The sequence below is a fragment of the Pseudomonas sp. NPDC090755 genome (assembly GCF_044769005.1).
GTDB lineage: Bacteria > Pseudomonadota > Gammaproteobacteria > Pseudomonadales > Pseudomonadaceae > Aquipseudomonas.
Window position 1 is genome coordinate 183620 of record NZ_JBIVXC010000007.1, and the last position, 20778, is coordinate 204397.

General features: G+C 64.1%; 19 protein-coding genes. 12 read left to right on the plus strand and 7 right to left on the minus strand.

The features are described from left to right. Positions 1 to 307: 307 nt before the first annotated feature. Positions 308 to 508, minus strand: a complete 201-nt coding sequence (locus ACIQUS_RS13420) for a hypothetical protein (RefSeq protein ID WP_285862704.1) — start codon at positions 506 to 508, stop codon at positions 308 to 310. Between the two features lie 451 nt (positions 509 to 959). On the opposite strand from ACIQUS_RS13420, the gene pcaR reads away from it, so the two are divergent. The 9 genes from pcaR (at position 960) to pcaC (ending at position 10611) form a co-directional block, all read left to right on the plus strand. Next, positions 960 to 1835 (plus strand): pca regulon transcriptional regulator PcaR, encoded by an 876-nt coding sequence (gene pcaR / locus ACIQUS_RS13425; RefSeq protein ID WP_403047661.1) that lies wholly within the window; start codon positions 960 to 962, stop codon positions 1833 to 1835. 284 nt (positions 1836 to 2119) lie between these two features. Beyond that, a complete protein-coding gene (locus tag ACIQUS_RS13430; RefSeq protein WP_403047663.1) occupies positions 2120 to 3466 on the plus strand; it encodes an MFS transporter in 1347 nt (448 codons plus the stop codon). Positions 3467 to 3770: 304 nt separating this feature from the next. After that, positions 3771 to 4631 (plus strand): CoA transferase subunit A, encoded by an 861-nt coding sequence (locus ACIQUS_RS13435; RefSeq protein ID WP_403047664.1) that lies wholly within the window; start codon positions 3771 to 3773, stop codon positions 4629 to 4631. Continuing rightward, positions 4628 to 5407: a CoA-transferase subunit beta gene (locus tag ACIQUS_RS13440; RefSeq protein ID WP_403047665.1), complete on the plus strand. Its 780-nt coding sequence runs from the start codon at positions 4628 to 4630 to the stop codon at positions 5405 to 5407. Before ACIQUS_RS13435 ends, ACIQUS_RS13440 begins: the two co-directional genes overlap by 4 nt. Next, a complete protein-coding gene (gene pcaF, locus ACIQUS_RS13445) occupies positions 5404 to 6609 on the plus strand; it encodes a 3-oxoadipyl-CoA thiolase (RefSeq protein WP_403047773.1) in 1206 nt (401 codons plus the stop codon). The genes ACIQUS_RS13440 and pcaF overlap by 4 nt, the downstream gene beginning before the upstream one ends. Positions 6610 to 6730: 121 nt before the next feature. Beyond that, positions 6731 to 8020: an MFS family transporter gene (locus ACIQUS_RS13450; protein WP_403047666.1), complete on the plus strand. Its 1290-nt coding sequence runs from the start codon at positions 6731 to 6733 to the stop codon at positions 8018 to 8020. Positions 8021 to 8039: 19 nt separating this feature from the next. After that, positions 8040 to 9404, plus strand: coding sequence for a 3-carboxy-cis,cis-muconate cycloisomerase (locus ACIQUS_RS13455; protein WP_403047668.1), 1365 nt, complete (start codon positions 8040 to 8042; stop codon positions 9402 to 9404). A 10-nt stretch (positions 9405 to 9414) separates the two neighbouring features. Beyond that, positions 9415 to 10206: a 3-oxoadipate enol-lactonase gene (gene pcaD, locus ACIQUS_RS13460; RefSeq protein ID WP_403047670.1), complete on the plus strand. Its 792-nt coding sequence runs from the start codon at positions 9415 to 9417 to the stop codon at positions 10204 to 10206. Positions 10207 to 10218: 12 nt separating this feature from the next. Continuing rightward, positions 10219 to 10611 carry a 4-carboxymuconolactone decarboxylase gene (gene pcaC / locus ACIQUS_RS13465; RefSeq protein ID WP_403047672.1) on the plus strand — a complete coding sequence of 131 codons (393 nt, stop codon included), beginning with the start codon at positions 10219 to 10221 and terminating at the stop codon, positions 10609 to 10611. A 105-nt stretch (positions 10612 to 10716) separates the two neighbouring features. Here pcaC and ACIQUS_RS13470 read toward each other — a convergent pair whose 3' ends face one another. Then, the gene (locus ACIQUS_RS13470) at positions 10717 to 11223 is read right to left on the minus strand and encodes a DUF962 domain-containing protein (RefSeq protein ID WP_403047674.1); all 507 of its coding nucleotides are present in this window, start codon (positions 11221 to 11223) and stop codon (positions 10717 to 10719) included. Between the two features lie 90 nt (positions 11224 to 11313). Between ACIQUS_RS13470 and ACIQUS_RS13475 the strand changes: the two genes are divergently transcribed. Continuing rightward, positions 11314 to 12021, plus strand: coding sequence for a Crp/Fnr family transcriptional regulator (locus ACIQUS_RS13475; protein ID WP_403047675.1), 708 nt, complete (start codon positions 11314 to 11316; stop codon positions 12019 to 12021). Here the strand turns inward: ACIQUS_RS13475 and ACIQUS_RS13480 are convergent. Genes ACIQUS_RS13480 through ACIQUS_RS13490 form a run of 3 tightly spaced genes read right to left on the minus strand, consistent with a single transcriptional unit; the run spans position 11993 to position 16011 of the window. Continuing rightward, the gene (locus tag ACIQUS_RS13480) at positions 11993 to 13594 is read right to left on the minus strand and encodes an arylsulfatase (RefSeq protein ID WP_403047677.1); all 1602 of its coding nucleotides are present in this window, start codon (positions 13592 to 13594) and stop codon (positions 11993 to 11995) included. The two genes, ACIQUS_RS13475 and ACIQUS_RS13480, sit on opposite strands and share 29 nt — an antisense overlap. Positions 13595 to 13603: 9 nt before the next feature. Continuing rightward, entirely contained in the window at positions 13604 to 14428 is an 825-nt protein-coding gene (locus ACIQUS_RS13485) for an ABC transporter ATP-binding protein (RefSeq protein ID WP_403047678.1), read from the minus strand. After that, positions 14425 to 16011, minus strand: a complete 1587-nt coding sequence (locus ACIQUS_RS13490; RefSeq protein ID WP_403047679.1) for an ABC transporter permease — start codon at positions 16009 to 16011, stop codon at positions 14425 to 14427. The genes ACIQUS_RS13485 and ACIQUS_RS13490 overlap by 4 nt, the downstream gene beginning before the upstream one ends. Positions 16012 to 16289: 278 nt before the next feature. On the opposite strand from ACIQUS_RS13490, the gene ACIQUS_RS13495 reads away from it, so the two are divergent. Further along, a complete protein-coding gene (locus ACIQUS_RS13495; protein WP_403047681.1) occupies positions 16290 to 17336 on the plus strand; it encodes an ABC transporter substrate-binding protein in 1047 nt (348 codons plus the stop codon). Here ACIQUS_RS13495 and ACIQUS_RS13500 read toward each other — a convergent pair. Then, positions 17293 to 18219, minus strand: a complete 927-nt coding sequence (locus ACIQUS_RS13500) for a LysR family transcriptional regulator (RefSeq protein WP_403047682.1) — start codon at positions 18217 to 18219, stop codon at positions 17293 to 17295. The two genes, ACIQUS_RS13495 and ACIQUS_RS13500, sit on opposite strands and share 44 nt — an antisense overlap. A 182-nt stretch (positions 18220 to 18401) precedes the next feature. On the opposite strand from ACIQUS_RS13500, the gene ACIQUS_RS13505 reads away from it, so the two are divergent. Continuing rightward, on the plus strand, positions 18402 to 19307 hold the full coding sequence (locus tag ACIQUS_RS13505; RefSeq protein WP_403047684.1) for a TauD/TfdA dioxygenase family protein: 906 nt from the start codon (positions 18402 to 18404) through the stop codon (positions 19305 to 19307). 62 nt (positions 19308 to 19369) lie between these two features. On the opposite strand, the gene ACIQUS_RS13510 is transcribed toward ACIQUS_RS13505, so the two are convergent. Beyond that, complete coding sequence (locus ACIQUS_RS13510; RefSeq protein ID WP_403047686.1) at positions 19370 to 20623, minus strand: OprD family porin; 1254 nt, start codon at positions 20621 to 20623, stop codon at positions 19370 to 19372. Between the last annotated feature and the right edge of the window lie 155 nt (positions 20624 to 20778).

A 20778-nucleotide genomic window follows, 5' to 3' on the forward strand; every position in this document is an offset into this window, starting at 1 on the left:
TTATGCCAGAAATCCCTGCTAATCGATGCACTTGCTGCTGACCGGTGCTGCGCGTTCGAGCGCTTTGCGCGAGGGGGATGTGCCGGGAAGGATAAGGGAAATGTCGGCTAAAATCGGAAAAAATCGAGAAAATTTAGAGGTTTAGGTCATTTTTAGCTTGCGGGAAAAGATTCAAACGGTTGTATGAAATTTGTGAGATTCCGTTTCGACCTGCTGCCAACAGAGTAATGATCGGCTTGCGGTTTTCCGCGCAAAAAAACACCTTCCACCTGCCACAGGCAAGCGGCGGGAGCGGGGCGAGGGCAGGTTAAGCCTCGTCGCCCTTCAGTTCTTTCTCTATTTTTTGCAGCTCCTGGGCGAAGGCCTGGTCGCGAATGCTTGCGCGTTTGCGCCACGGCTTGCGTTCAGGGTCGGGTTGAGCGGCGTAGGTGGTGACTTCCCCGCCGTAAACTTCCTTGTAGCGTTGTTCCTGGCGCTCAAGTTCCGCGCGCAGTTCATCTTTCGTCACAGTGCTACCTGTTTTTAATAAATGGACCCGGGCATTAATGCGTGCAGGCGCGCGTGATGCGCAACTTGCACACGGTCTGCCGGGCAGTGGATTTGAATGTTCATTATAGCAAGCAAGTTGTATCAGCGTATCAACCGCTATTGTTCGATCAATGACAACAGAAACCGAGGTTTGTTACGGCCCGGGTTAAAGCGCCATTCACCAGCCATTATTGCTGGATGCATGCTTTCCCACACGGTTGGCAAGGTATGAAACGAAGGGGGAGATAAAAACGGCCTCGCTTCGTGGGCAAGGCCGTGCCTGGGACTTCTACGGTGGGTACCTGACCAGTCTCTCCAAGAAGCCACGTGGTGGCGGTGGAAAGGTATAAGCAATTGAGGGTATCGGTCAATTGCGATTATCGGTCGTTGGTTCGATAATCGCACCAGTGACCGTGTTGCCGAGGTGAACCATGACAGAAGAAACACAGCCCAAAGGGGCCGGATTGAACGATCAGGTGCGCAGCTCGTTTGCATCTTTGGCGCCGCCTATCGTTGCGTCACCGGCCAGGCGTATTCAGGCGTTCACCGGTGATCCTGATTTCATGACCTCGCTGGCCCGTGGCCTGGCAGTGGTGCAGGCCTTCCAGGAGCGCAAGCGGCATCTGACCATTGCGCAGATCAGCCACCGCACGGAAATTCCCCGCGCTGCCGTACGCCGCTGCCTTCACACACTGATCAAGCTGGGTTACGCCACGACCGACGGGCGGACTTACTCGCTGTTGCCCAAGGTTCTGACCCTGGGGCATGCCTATTTGTCGTCGACACCCTTGGCAGTGTCGGCCCAGCCGTACCTGGACCGTATGAGCGACCAGCTCCATGAGGCCTGCAACATGGCGACCCTGGAGGGCGACGACATTCTTTATATTGCGCGCTCCGCCACGGTGCAGCGCCTGATTTCGGTCGACCTTTCGGTGGGTGGCCGGTTGCCGGCCTATTGCACCTCCATGGGCCGGATCCTGCTGGCGGCCCTGGACGATGCGACGCTGCACGAATACCTGGAGCATGCCGACCTGCAGGCCAAGACCAGCCGCACCATCCACGACCCGGTGGCCTTGCTCGAATGCCTGCAGCAGGTTCGCCAGCAGGGCTGGTGCGTGGTTGACCAGGAGCTGGAGCAGGGCCTGCGCTCGATTGCCGTGCCGGTGTACGACGCGTCCGGCCAGGTACTGGCTGCGCTCAATGTCAGCACCCACGCCGGACGCGTCAGCCGTACCGAGCTTGAACAGCGCTTCCTGCCGATCATGCTGGCGGCCAGTCGTGACCTGAGTGCCCAGTTGTTCGCCTGATGTTGCACTTTCCTGTTCGATAAACGCACACAGTTGCGTTTATCGAATTGCGCCGTTTCTGGCGCCTTATTAATGTCCCTCGCACCGGTCAGCCCGCACTGACCGCTAATAATAATGAGCGAGAGGCGTACGCCCCATGACCCACTCCCCTTCGATGCACCGCCCGCACTTGTCCGAGCACGGGCTGTACAGCGGCTGACTGCCGCGTCGACACCCGCACCTCCGTCGTCCGTGCCGTTCAACCGCGCACCCGCACACTCGCGCGCTCCCACTGGATAAAAATAATGAACAGTCCGCAAGCTGCTGTCGGAAACTGCCTTGATGTGCAGTCCTTCATCAATAACCAACCCCTGTCGCGCTATCAGTGGCGGGTGGTGATCCTCTGTTTCCTGATCGTTTTCCTCGACGGCCTGGATACCGCGGCCATGGGCTTCATTGCCCCGGCGCTGTCCCAGGACTGGGGTATCGACCGTGCAAGCCTCGGCCCGGTCATGAGTGCTGCGCTGATCGGCATGGTGTTCGGTGCATTGGGTTCCGGGCCGTTGGCTGACCGCTTCGGGCGCAAGATCGTCCTGGTGGGAGCCGTGGTGTTGTTCGGCGCCTTCAGCCTGGCCTCGGCCTACAGCACCAACGTCGACCAGTTGCTGGTGCTGCGCTTTCTGACCGGCCTGGGCCTGGGCGCCGGCATGCCCAACGCCACCACGCTGCTTTCCGAATACACCCCTGAACGGCTCAAGTCGTTGCTGGTCACCAGCATGTTCTGCGGCTTCAACCTGGGCATGGCCGGTGGCGGCTTCATCTCCGCCAAGCTGATCCCGGCCTTCGGCTGGCACAGCCTGCTGTTGATCGGTGGCGTGCTGCCGCTGCTGCTGGCCTTGGTGCTGATGGTCTGGTTGCCGGAGTCGGCGCGTTATCTGGTGGTGCGCAATCGCGGCACCGACAAAGTGCGCAAGACCCTCGCGCCTATCGAGCCGGCCATTGTCGGCCAGGCATCGAGCTTCAGCGTGCCGGAACAGAAAACGGTCAAGGCGCGCAATGTCTTTGCGGTCATCTTCTCCGGCACCTACAGCGTCGGCACGCTGCTGCTGTGGCTGACCTATTTCATGGGCCTGGTGATCGTCTACCTGCTGACCAGCTGGCTGCCGACGCTGATGCGTGACAGTGGCGCGAGCATGGAGCAGGCGGCTTTCATCGGTGCGTTGTTCCAGTTCGGCGGCGTGCTCAGTGCGGTCGCGGTGGGTTGGGCCATGGATCGCTACAACCCGCACAAGGTCATCGGCACCTTCTACCTGCTGGCCGGGGTGTTCGCCTACGCGGTCGGGCAGAGCCTGGGCAACATCACCCTGCTGGCGACCCTGGTGCTGATCGCCGGCATGTGCGTGAACGGCGCGCAATCGGCCATGCCCTCGCTGGCCGCGCGCTTTTATCCGACCCAGGGCCGCGCCACGGGCGTTTCCTGGATGCTCGGTATCGGTCGTTTCGGCGCCATCCTGGGCGCCTGGATGGGGGCGACCCTGCTGGGTCTGGGCTGGAACTTCGAGCAGGTGCTGACCGCGCTGGTGATCCCGGCCGGGCTTGCCACGGTGGCGGTGATCGTCAAAGGCCTCGTCAGCCACGCTGACGCGACCTGATCGTCAAAGCCTGCGCTGGTTTTGTGGCTGCTGTAGCCGCTGCCGCCAGGCTGCGATCGACTGCGCAGCAGTCGCAACCCAGACGCCTCGGTGGCCCAGGGTTGCGACCGCTTTGCGGTCGATCGCAGCCTCGTTCCTCGGCAGCGGCTACAGTTCTACGTGATTAGTTTTGGTTCGATAATCGCACGGTTAGTCGATTATCGGATTGTAGCGCCACCCACCCCGTCTTAATCTGGAACCCATACCGGCGCCGCCCAAGGCGCCTTGCACACCGACCTCGACTCAGCATATCCAGGAGTCTGCAATGGCTGAAATCCTCTCGCTCCACGACGCCGTGAAGCAGTTCGTCCACGATGGTGACAGCGTCGCCCTCGAAGGCTTCACCCACTTGATTCCCACTGCCGCCGGGCATGAAATCATCCGTCAGGGCAAGAAAGAGCTGACCCTGGTGCGCATGACCCCCGACCTGATCTACGACCAGCTGATCGGTGCCGGCTGTGCCCGCAAACTGATTTTCTCCTGGGGTGGCAACCCTGGCGTGGGCTCGTTGCACCGCCTGCGCGACGCCGTGGAAAAGCAGTGGCCTCACGCGATGGAAATCGAAGAGCACAGCCACGCGGACCTCGCCAACGCCTACGTCGCCGGTGCCTCGGGCCTGCCATTCGCTGTGCTGCGTGCCTACGCCGGCTCCGACCTGCCCAAGGTCAACCCGTTGATCAAGAGCGTCACCTGCCCATTCACCGGTGAAGTCCTCGCCGCCGTGCCTTCGGTACGCCCGGACGTCACCGTGATCCACGCGCAGAAAGCCGACCGCAAGGGCAACGTACTGCTCTGGGGCATTCTCGGGGTGCAGAAGGAAGCTGCCCTGGCAGCCAAGCGCTGCATCGTCACCGTCGAAGAAATCGTCGACGACCTCAATGCACCGATGAACGCCTGCGTACTGCCCACCTGGGCACTGTCGGCAGTCTGCCTGGTGCCGGGCGGCGCCCACCCGTCCTACGCCCACGGTTACTACGAGCGTGACAACCGTTTCTACCAGGCCTGGGACCCGATTGCCCGCAGTCGCGAAACCTTCAGCGCCTGGATCGACGAATACATTCGCGGCACCGCCGACTTCAACGAATTCAAGGCAAAACTGGCCAGCGCTTCGGAGGCTGCACAATGAGCTACTCCACCAATGAAATGATGACCGTCGCCGCAGCCCGTCGTCTGCGCAATGGTGCCGTGTGCTTCGTGGGCATCGGCCTGCCGTCCAAGGCCGCCAACCTGGCCCGCCTGACTTCCTCGCCGGATGTGGTGCTGATCTACGAATCCGGTCCGATCGGTGCCAAGCCGAGCGTGCTGCCGCTGTCCATCGGTGACGGCGAGCTGGCCGAAACCGCCGACACCGTGGTGCCGACCGGCGAGATCTTCCGTTACTGGCTGCAGGGCGGGCGTATCGACGTGGGCTTCCTCGGCGCTGCCCAGGTCGACCGCTTCGGCAACATCAACACCACCGTGGTCGGCGACTACCATCAACCGAAGGTACGCTTGCCAGGCGCCGGCGGCGCGCCGGAGATCGCCGGTTCCGCCAAGCAGGTGCTGATCATCCTCAAGCAGTCCAACCGCGCCTTCGTCGACAAGCTCGACTTCATCACCTCGGTCGGTCATGGCGAGGGTGGCGATTCGCGTCAGCGCCTGGGCCTGCCAGGCCAGGGGCCGGTGGGTATCATCACCGACCTGTGCATCATGGAACCGGAAGCCGGCACCAACGAGTTCATCGTCACCGCGATCCATCCGGGCGTGACCCGCGAGCAGATCATCGCTGCCACCGGCTGGGCCATCCGCTTTGCTGACAACGTCCAGACCACCGCCGAACCGACCGAGGTCGAGCTCAACGCCTTGCGTGACCTGGAAGCACGCACCGCCGCCGCCCACGGCCAAGCGCCAGGAGAAGCCTGATGCGTGACGTATTTATCTGCGACGCCATTCGCACCCCGATCGGCCGCTTCGGCGGTGCCCTGGCCGGCGTGCGCGCCGACGACCTGGCGGCCGTGCCGATCAAGGCGCTGATCGAGCGCAACCCGCAGGTGCAGTGGGACCTGCTGGACGAAGTGTTCCTCGGCTGCGCCAACCAGGCCGGTGAAGACAACCGCAACGTCGCGCGTATGGCGCTGCTGTTGGCAGGCCTGCCGGACAGCGTGCCGGGCGTGACCCTCAACCGCCTCTGCGCCTCGGGCATGGATGCGGTCGGCACGGCGTTCCGCGCCATCGCCAGCGGCGAGATGGAGCTGGCGATTGCCGGCGGCGTCGAGTCGATGTCCCGTGCGCCATTTGTCATGGGCAAGGCCGACAGCGCCTACTCGCGCAACATGAAGCTGGAAGACACCACCATCGGCTGGCGCTTCATCAACCCGTTGATGAAGGCCCAGTATGGCGTCGATGCCATGCCGCAGACCGCCGATAACGTGGCCGACGACTACCAGGTTTCGCGCGCCGACCAGGATGCCTTCGCCTTGCGTAGCCAGCAGCGCACGGCAGCCGCCCAGGCTGCCGGTTTCTTCGCCGAAGAGATCGTGCCGGTGCGTATCGCCCATAAGAAAGGCGAGACCCTGGTCGAACACGACGAACATCCACGGGCTGACACCACCCTCGAAGCCCTGGCCCGGCTCAAGCCGGTCAACGGCCCGGACAAGACCGTCACCGCCGGCAACGCCTCGGGCGTCAACGACGGTGCCGCAGCGCTGATCCTGGCCTCGGCGCAGGCGGTGAAAAAGCACGGCCTGACCCCGCGTGCGCGGGTCCTGGGCATGGCCAGCGCCGGTGTCGCGCCACGGGTCATGGGCATCGGCCCGGTGCCGGCGGTGCGCAAGCTGACCGAGCGCCTGGGCGTGGCGGTCAGTGACTTCGATGTCATCGAGCTCAACGAAGCCTTCGCAAGCCAGGGCCTGGCCGTGCTGCGCGAACTGGGCCTGGCCGACGATGCACCGCAGGTCAACCCCAATGGCGGCGCCATCGCCCTGGGCCATCCCCTGGGTATGAGTGGCGCGCGGTTGATCCTCACCGCCTTGCACCAACTGGAGAAATCCGGCGGGCGCAAGGGCCTGGCGACCATGTGCGTCGGCGTAGGGCAGGGCCTGGCCCTGGCCATCGAGCGAGTGTGAACCAATGACCCCGGTCGGGCGGCCCCCACGCAGGGTCGCTCGTCTGGGGTGATTGTCTGTGGAACGAGAGTGTTACTAATTGTGTCTAGACTCCAGTAACCCTCTCCAGGAGTGAAATGCCATGACAACAGCCTATTACACCGGTGAGGAGCGCAGTAAGCGTATCTTCGCCATCGTCGGTGCCTCTTCGGGCAACCTGGTGGAGTGGTTCGACTTCTATGTCTATGCCTTCTGCGCCATTTATTTCGCCCCGGCGTTCTTCCCGTCCGACGATCCGACGGTGCAGTTGCTCAACACCGCCGGGGTATTCGCCGCCGGGTTCCTGATGCGACCCATCGGTGGCTGGCTGTTCGGCCGGGTGGCCGACCGTCATGGCCGCAAGAATTCGATGGTGATCTCGATCCTGATGATGTGCGCAGGCTCCCTGGTCATCGCCTGCCTGCCGACCTATGCCTCGATCGGCGCCTGGGCACCGGCGCTGCTGTTGCTGGCGCGGTTGTTCCAGGGCCTGTCGGTGGGCGGTGAGTACGGCACCACGGCCACCTACATGAGCGAAGTGGCCCTGCGTGGCCAACGCGGCTTCTTTGCCTCGTTCCAGTACGTGACCCTGATCGGCGGCCAGTTGCTGGCGGTGCTGGTGGTGGTCATCCTCCAGCAACTGCTCAGTGAGGATGAACTGCGCGCCTGGGGCTGGCGGATTCCATTCGTGGTGGGGGCGGTCGCGGCGGTGATCTCGCTGTACCTGCGCCGTTCGCTGGAGGAAACCAGCAGCGCCGAAACCCGCAACGACAAGGAGGCCGGCAGCGTGTCCGGACTGTTCCGTCATCACTCTGCGGCGTTCATTACCGTGCTCGGCTATACCGCCGGCGGCTCGCTGATTTTCTACACATTCACCACCTACATGCAGAAATACCTGGTGAACACTGCCGGCATGAACGCCAAGACCGCCAGTTTCATCATGACCGGCGCCTTGTTCCTGTACATGTGCATGCAGCCGTTCTTCGGCATGCTCTCCGACCGTATCGGCCGGCGTAACTCGATGCTGCTGTTCGGCGCCCTGGGTACCGTGTTCACCGTGCCGTTCCTGATGGCGCTGAAGACGGTCACCAGCCCGTTCCTGGCGTTCGTGCTGATTACCCTGGCGCTGTGCATCGTCAGTTTCTATACCTCGATCAGCGGCCTGGTGAAAGCCGAGATGTTCCCGCCACAGGTCCGTGCCCTGGGTGTGGGCCTGGCCTACGCGGTGGCCAACGCGATGTTCGGCGGCTCGGCCGAGTACGTGGCGCTGGGGCTGAAATCGCTGGGTATGGAAAACACCTTTTACTGGTACGTTACCGCCATGATGGCCATTGCTTTCCTGTTCAGCCTGCGTCTGCCGAAGCAGGCGGCCTATCTGTACAACGATCATTGACCTGTTGAAGGACTTGTAGATGAACCCGCAACCGGGCAATCAACTGTTCGATGCCTACTTCACCGCGCCCGCCATGCGCGAGGTGTTTTCCGACCGCGGCCGGGTGCAGGGCATGCTCGATTTCGAGGCCGCCCTGGCCCGTGCCGAAGCATCCGTCGGGGTCATTCCCCTGGTGGCAGTGGCGCCGATCGAGGCGGGCTGCCGGGCCGAGCACTACGATTTCGCCGCCCTGGCCGAGGCCATCGGCATTGCTGGCAACTCGGCGATTCCGCTGGTCAAGGCATTGGGCAAGGTGATCGCCAGCGACATGCCCGAGGCCGAGCGTCATGTGCACCTGGGCGCGACCAGCCAGGACGCGATGGATACCGGCCTGGTCCTGCAGTTGCGGGTGGCACTGAATCTGATCGAGGCCGATGTGCAGCGCCTGGCCGATTCGCTGGCTCGTCAGGCCAAGGCCCATATCGATACACCGCTGGCCGGACGTACCTGGCTGCAGCACGCAACGCCCGTGACCCTGGGGATGAAGATCGCCGGCTGGCTGGGTGCCTTGACCCGTCATCGCCAGCGCCTGCGGGAACTCAAGCCGCGCCTGCTGACCCTGCAGTTCGGTGGCGCCTCCGGCACCCTGGCAGCCCTGGGCGACAAGGCGCTGCCGGTGGCCGAAGCACTGGCACGGGAACTGGACCTGCAGTTGCCGGAGCAACCCTGGCACACCCAGCGTGATCGACTGGTGGAGTTCGCTTCGGTGCTGGGCCTGATCGCCGGTAGCCTGGGCAAGCTGGGCCGCGATGTCAGCCTGCTGATGCAGACCGAGGCGGCCGAAGTGTTCGAACCCTCGGCGCCGGGCAAGGGCGGCTCTTCGACCATGCCGCACAAGCGCAACCCGGTCGGTGCTGCGGTGTTGATCGGTGCTGCGACGCGGGTGCCAGGGCTGGTCTCGACGATGCTCGCGGCCATGCCCCAGGAGCACGAACGCAGCCTGGGCCTGTGGCATGCCGAATGGGAAACCCTGCCGCAGATCTGCTGCCTGGTATCCGGCGCCTTGCGCCAGGCCCAGGTCATCGCCGATGGCCTGCAGGTGGATGCCGCACGCATGCGCCACAACCTCGACCTGACCCAGGGGCTGGTGCTGGCCGAAGCGGTCAGCATCGTCCTGGCCCAGCGCCTGGGGCGCGACCACGCTCATCACTTGCTGGAAACCTGCTGCAAACGTGCAGTGGCCGAACAGCGTCACCTGCGCGCCGTGCTTGGCGACGATCCGCAGGTGAGCGCCGAACTCTCGGCGGACGAACTCGATCGTCTGCTCGATCCCGCCCACTACCTCGGCCAGGCACGTGCCTGGGTCGAGCGGGCGCTGGCGGAACATCACCTATTCAATGCCTGAGGAGGCTGCAGTGGCACAGGTACAACTCGCCGATGGCGTACTCAACTATCAAATCGACGGTCCTGAAGGCGCTCCGGTGCTGGTGCTGTCCAACTCCCTGGGCACCAATCTGCACATGTGGGACACCCAGGTGCCGGCCTTCGCCGCGCACTTTCGCGTGCTGCGTTACGACACCCGTGGTCATGGCGGCTCGTTGGTAACCGAAGGCCCCTACAGCATCGAACAGCTGGGCCGGGATGTGCTGGCGCTGCTCGATGCCCTGAAGATCGAACGCGCACATTTCTGTGGCTTGTCCATGGGCGGCCTGATCGGCCAGTGGCTGGGCATCAATGCCGGTGAGCGTCTGAACCGGCTGATCGTCTGCAACACCGCGGCGAAGATCGGTAGCCCGGAAACCTGGAACCCGCGCATCGAGACGGTGCTGCGCGATGGCCAGAAGGCCATGGTCGACCTGCGCGACGCCTCGATCCAGCGTTGGTTCACGCCAGCTTTCGCTGCGGCCCATCCGGACCAGGCCAAGCGCATCACCGACATGCTGGCGGCCACCTCGCCCCAGGGCTATGCCGCCAACTGCGGCGCCGTGCGCGATGCCGATTTCCGCGACCAGCTGGGTGAAATCCGCGTACCGCTGCTGGCCATTGCCGGCACCGAAGATGCGGTGACCCCGCCGTCGGGCAGCCTGTTCATCCAGGAGCACGTGGCGGGCGCCGAGTTCGCCGAGTTCCATGCCGCGCACCTGTCCAACGTCGAAGTCGGCGAGCCGTTCAGCCGCCGTGTCATCGACTTTCTGCTGGCCCGCTGAGGAGCGCGACTCGTGGACGAAAAACAACGCTATGAAGAGGGCATGAAGGTACGTCGCGCGGTATTGGGCGACGCCCATGTCGAGCGCAGCCTGACCAACCTCAACGCCTTCAACGGCGAATTCCAGGAAATGATCACCCGTCATGCCTGGGGCGACATCTGGACCCGCCCGGGCCTGCCACGGCATACCCGCAGCCTGATCACCATCGCCATGCTGATCGGCATGAACCGCAACGAAGAGCTCAAGCTGCACTTGCGGGCCGCCGCCAACAATGGCGTGACCCGTGACGAGATCAAGGAAGTGCTGATGCAGAGTGCGATCTACTGCGGCATTCCGGCGGCCAATGCGACCTTCCACCTGGCCGAGTCGGTGTGGGATGAGCTGGGTGTCGAGTCCAGGGACTGAATTCGAGGCCCCATCGCTGGCGATGCCAGCTCCCACAAAAATTGGCTGCTACTGAGCTCTTGTGGGAGCCGGCATCGCCGGCGATGGGCTGCATGGCAGCCCCAATCAGCGAATTGCCACCGGCCCGACGTTGCGTTCGATGGCCCGCTTCAATTCCGGGCACATCCCCAGCAGGAACGCCAACTCCGCCACCACGAACAACGGCCCGATGATCAAGCCGCTGATGTCATCGACAAAGGCTGGCTTGCGCCCTTCATAGTGGTGGCCGACGAACTGGATCACCCAGCCCGCCACGAACAGCCCCAGCCCCGCACTCAACCAGACCATCGTGCTTTGCAGTGCCAGCACCTGGCCAAGCCACAGGCACAGGCCCAACAACAAGCCCATGACCAGGCCGAAACGCTGATCCAGGCGCAGGTAGAACCAGGCCGACAGCATCGCCACCAGCAACGCCGGCGACAGCCACATCCCGGCCAGGTCCAGCCCCGGGCGGGACAGCAGCACCGTCACCGCCACCACGATCATCGGGATGCCGACGAAGTGGGTGGCAATGTTGCGCGGGTCGCGGTGGTAGGCGGCGTATTGACTGAGGTGTTCGACCAGGTTTTTCATTGTTGTTCCTCCTGTAGGGTGGCCTGAGCATGCCCTGCAGGCATTCCGGCTGTCTGTCGGCTAGCCGACAGAGTTGACCTTCGAGGCGTTATGAACACCGATTCCGCCTGGCGCGACACCCTGCTCCAGGGCCACTGGTTCAAGCACCTGCCACCTTTCCTTCAGGATAGCCTGCTGGATCTTGCCCGGCTGCGCGAGCTGGCGCCCGGGCAATTGCTGTTCCAGCGAGGCGACGCGCCCTGCGGCCTGTACGCGGTGCTCGACGGGGCGATGCGGGTGGGAGCGGTCAGTCTCGAGGGCAAGGAGGCCTTGCTGACCCTGGTGCAGGCCCCCCAGTGGTTCGGCGAGATCAGCCTGTTCGACGGCCAGCCGCGCACCCATGACGCCCAGGCCGAAGGTGCAACGCGCCTGTTGTGGATACCTCAGGCGCACTTGCTGGCCTTGCTGGCGCAGCACCCCGGCCATTGGCGCGACTTTGCCTTGCTGATGAGCCAGAAACTACGCCAGTTGTTTGTCACGCTGGAGCAGCAGAGCTTGCTGGCGGCGGCCCCGCGGGTCGCCCATCGGCTGTTGCAGATGGCCGCCGGCTACGGTGAGGTGGACGCTAGCCGGCGCCTGCTGCAACTGTCCCAGGAGCAACTGGCGCTGATGCTGTCGCTGTCACGCCAGACCACCAACCAGATCCTCAAGTCGCTGCAACAGGAAGGGGCGCTGCGCCTGGGCTACGGCGAGATCGAGATTCTCGACCTCGCCCGCCTGCAAGCCTTGGCTAGTCCGGCTGGAACGGCGATTCGCTGAGAATCACGCCGGTTTCCTCGACGTATTTCTGCCATTCGCCCAGCAGCGCCTGCAGCTTCTCGGGCTGGCTGGCTGCCAGGTCGTCGATTTCACCCGGGTCGCTGGCCAGGTCGTACAGCTGCCAGGTGGCCGGGCCTACCGGGCCCGGGATGTAGACGGCCTTCCACTGGCCCTGGCGAATAGCCCGGCGGCCGAACAGTTCCCAGCCGGTGACGGTGTGTTCGTCATGCACCTGCTCGGTTTCCCCCGACAGGTAGCCCAGCCACGACTTGCCGCGCAGCGGAGCAACATCACGACCGCGCCAACGCTTGCCGGGGTGACGCACGCCGGCAAGGTCCAGCAGGGTCGGGGTGATGTCCATCACCGTGCTGAACTGATGGCTGATCTGCCCCTGCCGGGCCAGGGCCGGGTAGTGCACAAAGGCCGGCACACGGATGCCGCCTTCGCTGGTAAAGGCCTTGAACAACCGCGAGGGTGCCGTGGCCGCCTGGGCCCACTGCGGGCCATACCAGACGTAGGAGTTGGCCCGGCCGATGTTCTCCAGGCTGTTGTCGTAGTGCTGGTCCAGGTAGCTGGCCAGGTGCGGGCCAAATTTGGGGAAGGCTTCGAGCAGCGCGCCTTCGGCGCCGTTGTCGGACATGAACAGCACCAGGGTGTTGTCCAGCTGACCCTGGTTGCGCAGGTAGTCCAGGACCCGACCGATGTTCCAGTCCATGCGCTCGACCATCGCCGCGTAGACCTCCATGGTGCGCGCCGAGCGCTGGCGCTGCTCATCACTGAGGCTGGCCCAGTGGTTGTCGACCGGGTGGGCGCGGGTGTCGGCCTTGATCAGGCCCTGCTCGCGCAGTTTTGCCAGGCGCTCCTGGCGCAGCACTTCGGGGCCGGCGTCGTAGCGGCCCTTGTAGCGGGCGACCACCTCGGCCGGCGCCTGCAACGGCCAGTGTGGCGCCGAGAAGGGCAGGTAGGCGAAGAACGGTCGGCTCTGGTCGCGGGCCTTGAGGTAGTCGAGCAGCTTGTCGCCGAAGGCATCGGATGAATAGAACCCCTCGGGCAGTTGCTCGACGAAGGTCTGGTCCTCGATGTACAGCGCCGGGGTGGACTTGAGCAGGCGCGGGGTCTGCTCGTCATAGGTCGGCTCGAATCCGTAGTGGTTGGCCGCCCCGGGCAGCAGGGCGAAGGAGCGCTCGAAGCCGCGGGCGTGGGGCGCAAGCTCGGCTTTCAGGCCCAGGTGCCACTTGCCACTCATCAGGGTCTGGTAGCCGGCCTCGCGCAGTAGCTCCGGCAGGGCCACCACGCGATCGTTCAGGTAGCCTTCGTAGCCGGGTTTGCCGATCAGCTCCGGGGTCAGTGCCTCGGCCATGGTGCCGATGCCGGCGATGTGGTGATCGGTGCCGGTGAGCAGCATCGAGCGGGTCGGCGAGCAGGTGGGCGCGGTGTGGAAGTCGGTCAGGCGCAGGCCGGCAGTGGCCAGGGCGTCGAGGTTCGGGGTAGCGATTTCACCGCCGAAGGCGCCGAGGTCGGAAAATCCCAGGTCATCGGCAACGATGACCAGAAAGTTGGGGCGTTGGCTCATGGTCGATTCTCAATAGGCTAGGTAGGACAGGGGCAGGTTATTGATCTGTACCGGTGCGGCCGGCAGGTAGCGGGCATCGGCGGTCAGCTCGTGCAGCAGCGCCTCGCGCAGGCGATGGAAGTCCAGGCTGGCGCGCTGGCGCGGGTGCGGCAGATCGATGTGCTTGATCTCTTTGATCCGCCCCGGTCGTGGTTCGAGCACCACGACCCGGTCGGCCAGGAACAGCGCTTCCTCGACATCGTGGGTCACCAGCAAGGTGGTGATACGCGCCCGTTCGCGGATCGCCAGCAACTCGTCCTGCATCTGCTGGCGGGTCAGGGCATCGAGTGCGCCGAAGGGTTCGTCGAGCAACAGGATCCGCGGGCTGGCCACCAGGCCACGGGCAATCGCCACGCGCTGGGCCATGCCGCCGGAGAGCTGGTGGGGGTAGGCCCGGGTGAAGTCTTCAAGGCCCACCAGGGCGATGTAATCGGCGATGCGCTGCTCGCGTTCGCGGGGTGGCAAGGCTTCGTTGACCAGGCCCAGGGCGATGTTTTCGCGCACGGTAAGCCAGGGGAACAGGCGGTGTTCCTGGAACACGATGCCACGCTCGCGGCCGATGCCGGCCAGTGGCTGGCCGTCGATCAGGATCTGCCCCTGGTAGTCGTTGTCCAGGCCGATCAGCAAGCGCAACAGGGTGGATTTGCCGCAACCGCTGGCACCGACGATGGCGACGAATTCGCCGTCGGCGATCTGCAGGTTGAAGTCGCGGATGGCTTCCAGCTCGCCGCCGGCCACCGCAAAGTGTTTGCCGACCTGATTGAAACTGACCAAGGGATGGGCAAGGGCATTCATGCTCGTCTCCAGCGCGTGGCACGCGATTCGATGTGTTGTCCGAGGGCGCCCAACAGCGCGCCGGTGAGGCCGACCAGGAGCATCCCGGCCATGATCAGGTCCATGCGCAGCAGTTGCTGGGCGCCGATCATCAGGCTGCCGATACCGCCGCCCGAGGGCATGAAGTACTCGGCGCCGATGGTGCCGAGCCAGGCATAGATCAGGCCGACGCGCAGGCCGGCGAAAATGCCCGGTGCCGCACCGGGCAGTACCAGGCGCAACAGGCGCTGGCGCAGGTTCAGGTGCAGCACCCGGGCGGCTTCGTCCAGTTGCGGCGAGCGGTGGGCGACGCTGCGCTGGGTGGCGATGAACAGCGGGAAGAACGCCGCCAGGCCGACGAACACCCATTTGGCCAGTTCGCCCAGGCCGAACCAGGCGGTGAGCAGGGGCACCCAGGCGAAGATCGCGATCTGCCTCAGCGCGGCCAGGGTCGGCGCCAGCAGGCGCTCGGCCGGAGCTGAAAGCCCCAGCCACAGCCCCAGGCCAAACCCCAGCCCGCCACCGAGCAGCAATCCCCCCAGGGCCCGGCCGACACTCACCGCCAGGGCGGTAATCAACGAACCGTCGAGCACGCCTTGCCAGGTGGTGAGCAGCACCTGCCAGGGCGCCACGAGGATGTTGGCATCGACCCAGTGCAACTGGCTCGCCAGTTGCCAGGCCAGCAGCAATGCCAGCGGCAGCGCCAGGGCCTGCAGATGTTCGCTGCCTTGCAGGCGCTGCACCCGCAGCTGGGCGCCGGGCGGATGCGGCCAGTGCACCAGGCGCCGGTCCAGCCAGCCCAGGCCACGGTCCATGGCAAATCCGAGCACGCCGATGACGCCGATGCAGACGAAGACGATATCGAGCATGAACAACTGCCGGGCCCAGACCATCAGGTAGCCGATGCCTTCACTGGAGGCCAGCAGCTCCACCGCCAGTAGCGACGACCAGCCGGTGGCCAGGGCCAGGCGCACACCGGCGAGAAAGGCGGGCAGGGCGGCGGGCAAGACCAGCTTGCTGATCAGCAGGTGCCCGGGAAGCTGGAGCACGGCGGCCGCTTCGCGCAGACGCGGCTGGGCATCGCGCACGCCGACCAGGGTATGCAGGGTGACCGGCACGATGATCGCCTTGACCAGCACCACCAGCTTGAGCAGTTCGCCAATGCCGAACAGCACCATGAACAGCGGCACCCAGGCCAGGGTCGGAATCTGTGCCAGGGCGTTGAAGGTCGGCAGCACCAGGCGTTCGGCGCGGCGACTGAAGCCCAGCCAGGCGCCGAGTACGGCACCGCTGGCAACGCCAGCCAGCAACCCGACCAGCAAGCGGTGCAGGCTGATTGCCAGGTGCGACCACAGTTCGCCGTGGTTCAGTTCAAGGGCGCTCTGCCAGACCAGGCTCGGGGCCGGCAGGATTTGCTCGCTCATCCACTGGTTGCGACTGGCCAGCCACCACAGCAGGGCCAGGCCCAGCGGTACGAACCAGGCCTGCAGAGGCTCCCACGGCAATGCGCGCAGGTGCCGCGTGGCGGGGGCCTGAGGCAGGCTGGGGGCGGAAACTTGGGCCATGCGGACCTCCGTGGATTGGCTATGTGTATATTCCTTTCGGATATATTTTCTTAAAAATAAATTCGAATAGGTGATAAGAGCCTGCATTTAAAGCATCGCGCCAGGTCGGTATCCAATGCATTCGAGGCATATTTTTCCTGTGTGGAATGCATCCCCGGCGCAACGTCGCGGACTGGCTTGCTTATGTATTTTTATTATTAAAATGTAATTTATTAGTATTTATTTGATTTCAGGAGATGTGGTTAGCGTGGCCGCACCACTACAAGGAGTCGCCTGCCATGAACCTGTCGATCAACCGTGTTTTCAGTCTGTTCGCCGCTCCCGCCCTGGCTGCCGTGATCGGTTGGCTGCCGCCGCTGGCCCAGGCCGCCGCGGTCAAGGAAATCCGCATTGCCGTACCGGACTTGAGTGCCGGCGCGAAGAACTCCGGGGGCGGGGTCAGCGATGTGCTGCGCAACCAGCAACTGCTGGAAAAGGCCTTTGCCGCCGATGGCATCAAGATCCAGTGGAACTACTTCAAGGGCGCGGGACCTGTGATCAACGAAGCCTTTGCCAACGGCCAGGTCGACTTCGCCTATCTGGGTGACCTGGCAGCGATCATCGGCAAGGCCAACGGCGTCGACACCCGTCTGCTGGCCGCCACCGGCCGCGGCATCAAGCACTACCTGGGCGTGGTCCCCGGCAGCGGCATCAAGACCCTGCAGGACCTCAAGGGCAAACGCGTGGCGATCTTCCGTGGCACCGCCAGCCAACTGTCCTTCGATGCCGCCCTGGCCAGCCAGGGCCTGAGCGAGAAAGACTTCAAGGTGATCAACCTTGATTTCAACGCTTCGATCGCCGCCCTGGCGGCCGGGCAGATCGATGCCACCTGGGGGCTGTCGGGATTGAATGCCCTGCAGGCGCGGGGCCTGGCGGACCTGCCTTTGAATACCCGTGACCTGGGTGGCGCCGGCAGCATCCAGGCGGTGCTGGTGGGGGCCGGTGCCTTCGTCGATGCTCACCCCGAGCTGGTCGAGCGCCTGCTCGATGCCCAGCAGCAGGCGGTGCAGTGGCTGAGCGAGGAGGGCAACAAGGAGGCTTACATCCAGCTGGTATCAGAGCTGGCCAGTTACCCGCCGGTGATCCTGCAGCGTGACCTGCAGGACGAACCGCTGCAGCAGACCTTCCGCTCCAGCCTCGACCAGCCCTTCCTCGACCAGCTCCAGGCCTCGGTCGACCTGGCCGCCGAGCAGCGCCTGATCCGCAAGCCGTTCAAGGTCGCCCAGTGGCTGGCGCCCCAGGCTATCCGGCCAGCACCTGCGCCACTGGCTGCCGATCGAGGCTGACCAGGGTATCGATCATGGCCCGCGCCGCTGGCGACAGGCGATAACCGCTGCGGCTGACGATGCCGCAGCGGGCATTGAGGCTGTCCAGGTTGGCCGGCAGGTTGCGCCAGTGCAGACGTACCAGGCGACCCTGCTGGATGTCTTCGGCAAAGGCCTCCTCGGTACCGATGCCGATGGCGTCGCTGCTCAGCACCCGGCGTACCAGGGTCGGCAGGTGTTCGCTCTGAACCTGGGGAACGAAATCGGTCTTGCCGCTCAGGTTGGCCAGCAGCTTGCGCACCCCGGGCGGGATCAAGGTGGTGGCCAGCGGGTAGTCGAACATGTCGTTGGTCGACAGGCTGTCCTTGGCCAGCAAGGGATGCCCGGGACGGCAGAAGAACAGGCCGCGGCGCGGGCTCAGGGGCAAGGTCTGGAAGTTGGGATCGGCTTCGAACTGACGGATATCGGCGACGAAAAACTCGATCTCCTCGCGGTTTAAGGCGCGGCCGAGTTTTTCCCAGTTATCCACTTCCAGGCGGGTGCGCACTTTCGGATGCGCATCGAGAAACTGCGCCAGCGCCTGGGGCACCAGTTGCACCGCTGGCGCCGGTCCGCAACCGAAATGCAGTTCACCGGCATCGAGCTTGGTCATCTCCAGTACTTCACTGCTCAACAGCGCCGCGCCCTGGACCAGGCGCAAGGCGTGCTGCAGCACAACCTGGCCTTCCGGCGTCGGGCGCAGGTCCTTGTTGCCGCGGTCCACCAGCACGCAACCGAACTCCTGTTCCAGGCCCTGGATACTGCGGCTAAAGGCCGGCTGGGTGATGCCCATGGCGTCGGCGGCGCGAACAAAGCTGCGGTGTTCGTTGAGGGCGATGAAGTAACGCAGTTGGCGAAGATCCATATGCTTTCCCGGCATTCCAAAAATACGGCGAAGGTATTTGCCGCCACGAAGGCTCAGGTTTTAAATGCAAGCTCTTATTCCGTCAATGAAGCTGTTGTTTGTTTATTAGAGCGTATTTGCATATGGATAGTGCAAGTGCTTCATCGACACATTTCCCAGAGCAGCCAGATGAGGGTCGTACCATGAGCAATGCCGCACACGCCGTAGCACCCGTCAGCCATGTGCTGGACATCCACCCGGTGGCTGGACGCATCGGTGCCGAGATCCGTGGGGTGCAATTGAGCGCCGACCTTGAGCCCGCCGTGATCGAGGCCATCCAGGCCGCGCTGGTGGAGCACAAGGTGGTGTTCTTCCGCGCCCAGCACCACCTCGATGACCAGGGCCAGGAAGCCTTCGCCCACCTGCTCGGCGAACCGATCGCCCACCCCACCGTGCCAGTGCGCGACGGCACGCGCTTTTTGCTGGAACTGGACGGCGGTGAAGGGCGCCGGGCCAACTCCTGGCACACCGACGTGACCTTCGTCGATGCCTACCCCAAGGCATCGATCCTGCGCTCGGTCGTGGCGCCGCAATCGGGTGGCGATACGGTCTGGGCCAACACCGCATCGGCCTACCAGGACCTGCCGGCGGAGTTGCAGGCCCTGGCCGACCAGCTCTGGGCCGTGCACAGCAACGAATACGACTACGCAGGGGCCAAGCCGAATGTCACCCTGGAACAGCAGGAAAGTTATCGCCGGATCTTCACCTCGACGGTGTACGAAACCGAGCATCCGGTCGTGCGGGTGCACCCGGTCAGCGGTGAGAAAACCCTGCTGCTCGGTCACTTCGTCAAACGCCTGAAGGGCTATTCGCAATTCGACTCCACGCACCTGTTCAACCTGCTGCAGAGTCATGTCACCCGCCTGGAAAACACCGTGCGCTGGCGCTGGCAGGCGGGCGACGTGGCGATCTGGGACAACCGCGCCACCCAGCATTACGCCGTCGACGACTATGGCACCCAGGGACGGGTGGTGCGTCGGGTGACCTTGCAGGGTGACGTGCCGGTCGGCGTCGACGGGCAGCGTAGCCGGACCACGCGGGGGGCGTGAGGCCAATCGCGGGGCAAGCAAGCGCCCACAAGGCTGTGGGAGCTTGCTTGCCCCGCGATGCTTTAGAGGATGCTGATCGGGTAGCTGATGATCAGGCGGTTCTCGTCGAAGGTGTTGGTGCTGTAGTCGCGGCGCATGGTCGAGTTACGCCATTTGACCGACAGGTTTTTCAGGCTCCCGGACTGGACCACATAGGCCAGTTCCGATTCCCGCGCCCATTCCTCGCCATCGGTGATTGCCCCGGTGTGCACGTTGTCACCGCTGATGTAGCGGTTCATCAGCGTCAGGCCCGGTACGCCGACGCCGGCGAAGTTGAAGTCGTGACGCACCTGCCAGGAGCGCTCCCGGGCGTTGTCGAAGCTGGAGTTGTAGCTGTCGTTGGCCAGGGTGCCGCCGCTGGTGCCATTGACCCGCATCCAGGGATCGTCGCCGCTGACACGCTGCAGGCCGACATAGAAGGTGTTGCTGCCATACCTCGCCGAAAGCAGGGCCGAGGCGGTGCGGTTGTCCAGCTTGCCGGCGCGTTCGGCGCCGTCTTCCTTGCCGATGAAGTAGCCGAGGTTGGCGCCCAGGGTCCAGTCACCCACGGGCTGGCTGTGCACCAGGTTGATGAATTGCTGGTTGTAGATGTCCTTGAGTTCGGCGTTCCACAGGCCGATCAGGGTGCGTTTGTCGTTGAAGCTGTATTCGCCACCGGCAAAATTGAAACGGTCGGAGGTGAAGGCCGCCCGGCCATTCATCGACATGTCTTCCATGCTCGCGTCGTTGCGCGGGCTGTTGGCACGGAACTGGCCGGCGTACAGGGTCAGGCCGGCGATTTCCTGGGAGGTGAGCTGCCCGCCACGGAAGGTCTGCGGCAGCGAGCGGCCGTCATCCGAACGCAGGATCGGCAGCACCGGCATCCATTCGCCGACCTTCAGCTCGGTGTTGGAAACCTTGGCCTTGAGCGCCACGCCCAGGCGACCGAAATCATCGGCCGGGCGACCATCGTCGTGCACCGGCAACAGCTGGGTGTTCGCCGTGCCGCGTCCGCCATCGAGCTTGACCGAGTACAGGCCCAGCACATCGACACCGAAACCGACCGGACCTTGGGTAAACCCGGAGCGGGCATCGAGGATGAAACTCTGGGTCCATTCCTCGGCCTTGCCCTGGGGATTGGCCGGATCGACGAAATTGCGGTTGATGTAGAAATTGCGCAGGTTGAGATTGGCCTTGGCATCTTCGACAAAGCCCCCTTCGGCCGCAAAAGCGGGCAGGGTGCAGGTCATGGCCAGCAGGCCTGGGAGCAGGTGTCGTGCGGGTGGGAGTGCGGTCATCTTGTGTGTCTCTTGTTTTTATGTAAGCCGAAACCATCCGCTGCGACGGTTGAAGGTCGCAGGCCGGGCATCGATCTTGGGGTTACAAGCTGGGAACAGCTGCGTAGGGATGGTGCGGCGGCGGGCGGGGGGGAATCAATTCGCTGCAGGCGGAA

Excerpts from the sequence above, each read along its gene's own strand:
- pcaR (WP_403047661.1), top strand. The coding sequence starts at position 960 with ATGACAGAAGAAACACAGCCCAAAGGGGCCGGATTGAACGATCAGGTG.
- ACIQUS_RS13430 (WP_403047663.1), top strand. The coding sequence starts at position 2,120 with ATGAACAGTCCGCAAGCTGCTGTCGGAAACTGCCTTGATGTGCAGTCC.
- ACIQUS_RS13435 (WP_403047664.1), top strand. The coding sequence starts at position 3,771 with ATGGCTGAAATCCTCTCGCTCCACGACGCCGTGAAGCAGTTCGTCCAC.
- ACIQUS_RS13440 (WP_403047665.1), top strand. The coding sequence starts at position 4,628 with ATGAGCTACTCCACCAATGAAATGATGACCGTCGCCGCAGCCCGTCGT.
- ACIQUS_RS13450 (WP_403047666.1), top strand. The coding sequence starts at position 6,731 with ATGACAACAGCCTATTACACCGGTGAGGAGCGCAGTAAGCGTATCTTC.
- ACIQUS_RS13455 (WP_403047668.1), top strand. The coding sequence starts at position 8,040 with ATGAACCCGCAACCGGGCAATCAACTGTTCGATGCCTACTTCACCGCG.
- ACIQUS_RS13470 (WP_403047674.1), bottom strand. The coding sequence starts at position 11,223 with ATGAAAAACCTGGTCGAACACCTCAGTCAATACGCCGCCTACCACCGC.
- ACIQUS_RS13475 (WP_403047675.1), top strand. The coding sequence starts at position 11,314 with ATGAACACCGATTCCGCCTGGCGCGACACCCTGCTCCAGGGCCACTGG.
- ACIQUS_RS13480 (WP_403047677.1), bottom strand. The coding sequence starts at position 13,594 with ATGAGCCAACGCCCCAACTTTCTGGTCATCGTTGCCGATGACCTGGGA.
- ACIQUS_RS13485 (WP_403047678.1), bottom strand. The coding sequence starts at position 14,428 with ATGAATGCCCTTGCCCATCCCTTGGTCAGTTTCAATCAGGTCGGCAAA.
- ACIQUS_RS13490 (WP_403047679.1), bottom strand. The coding sequence starts at position 16,011 with ATGGCCCAAGTTTCCGCCCCCAGCCTGCCTCAGGCCCCCGCCACGCGG.
- ACIQUS_RS13495 (WP_403047681.1), top strand. The coding sequence starts at position 16,290 with ATGAACCTGTCGATCAACCGTGTTTTCAGTCTGTTCGCCGCTCCCGCC.
- ACIQUS_RS13500 (WP_403047682.1), bottom strand. The coding sequence starts at position 18,219 with ATGGATCTTCGCCAACTGCGTTACTTCATCGCCCTCAACGAACACCGC.
- ACIQUS_RS13505 (WP_403047684.1), top strand. The coding sequence starts at position 18,402 with ATGAGCAATGCCGCACACGCCGTAGCACCCGTCAGCCATGTGCTGGAC.
- ACIQUS_RS13510 (WP_403047686.1), bottom strand. The coding sequence starts at position 20,623 with ATGACCGCACTCCCACCCGCACGACACCTGCTCCCAGGCCTGCTGGCC.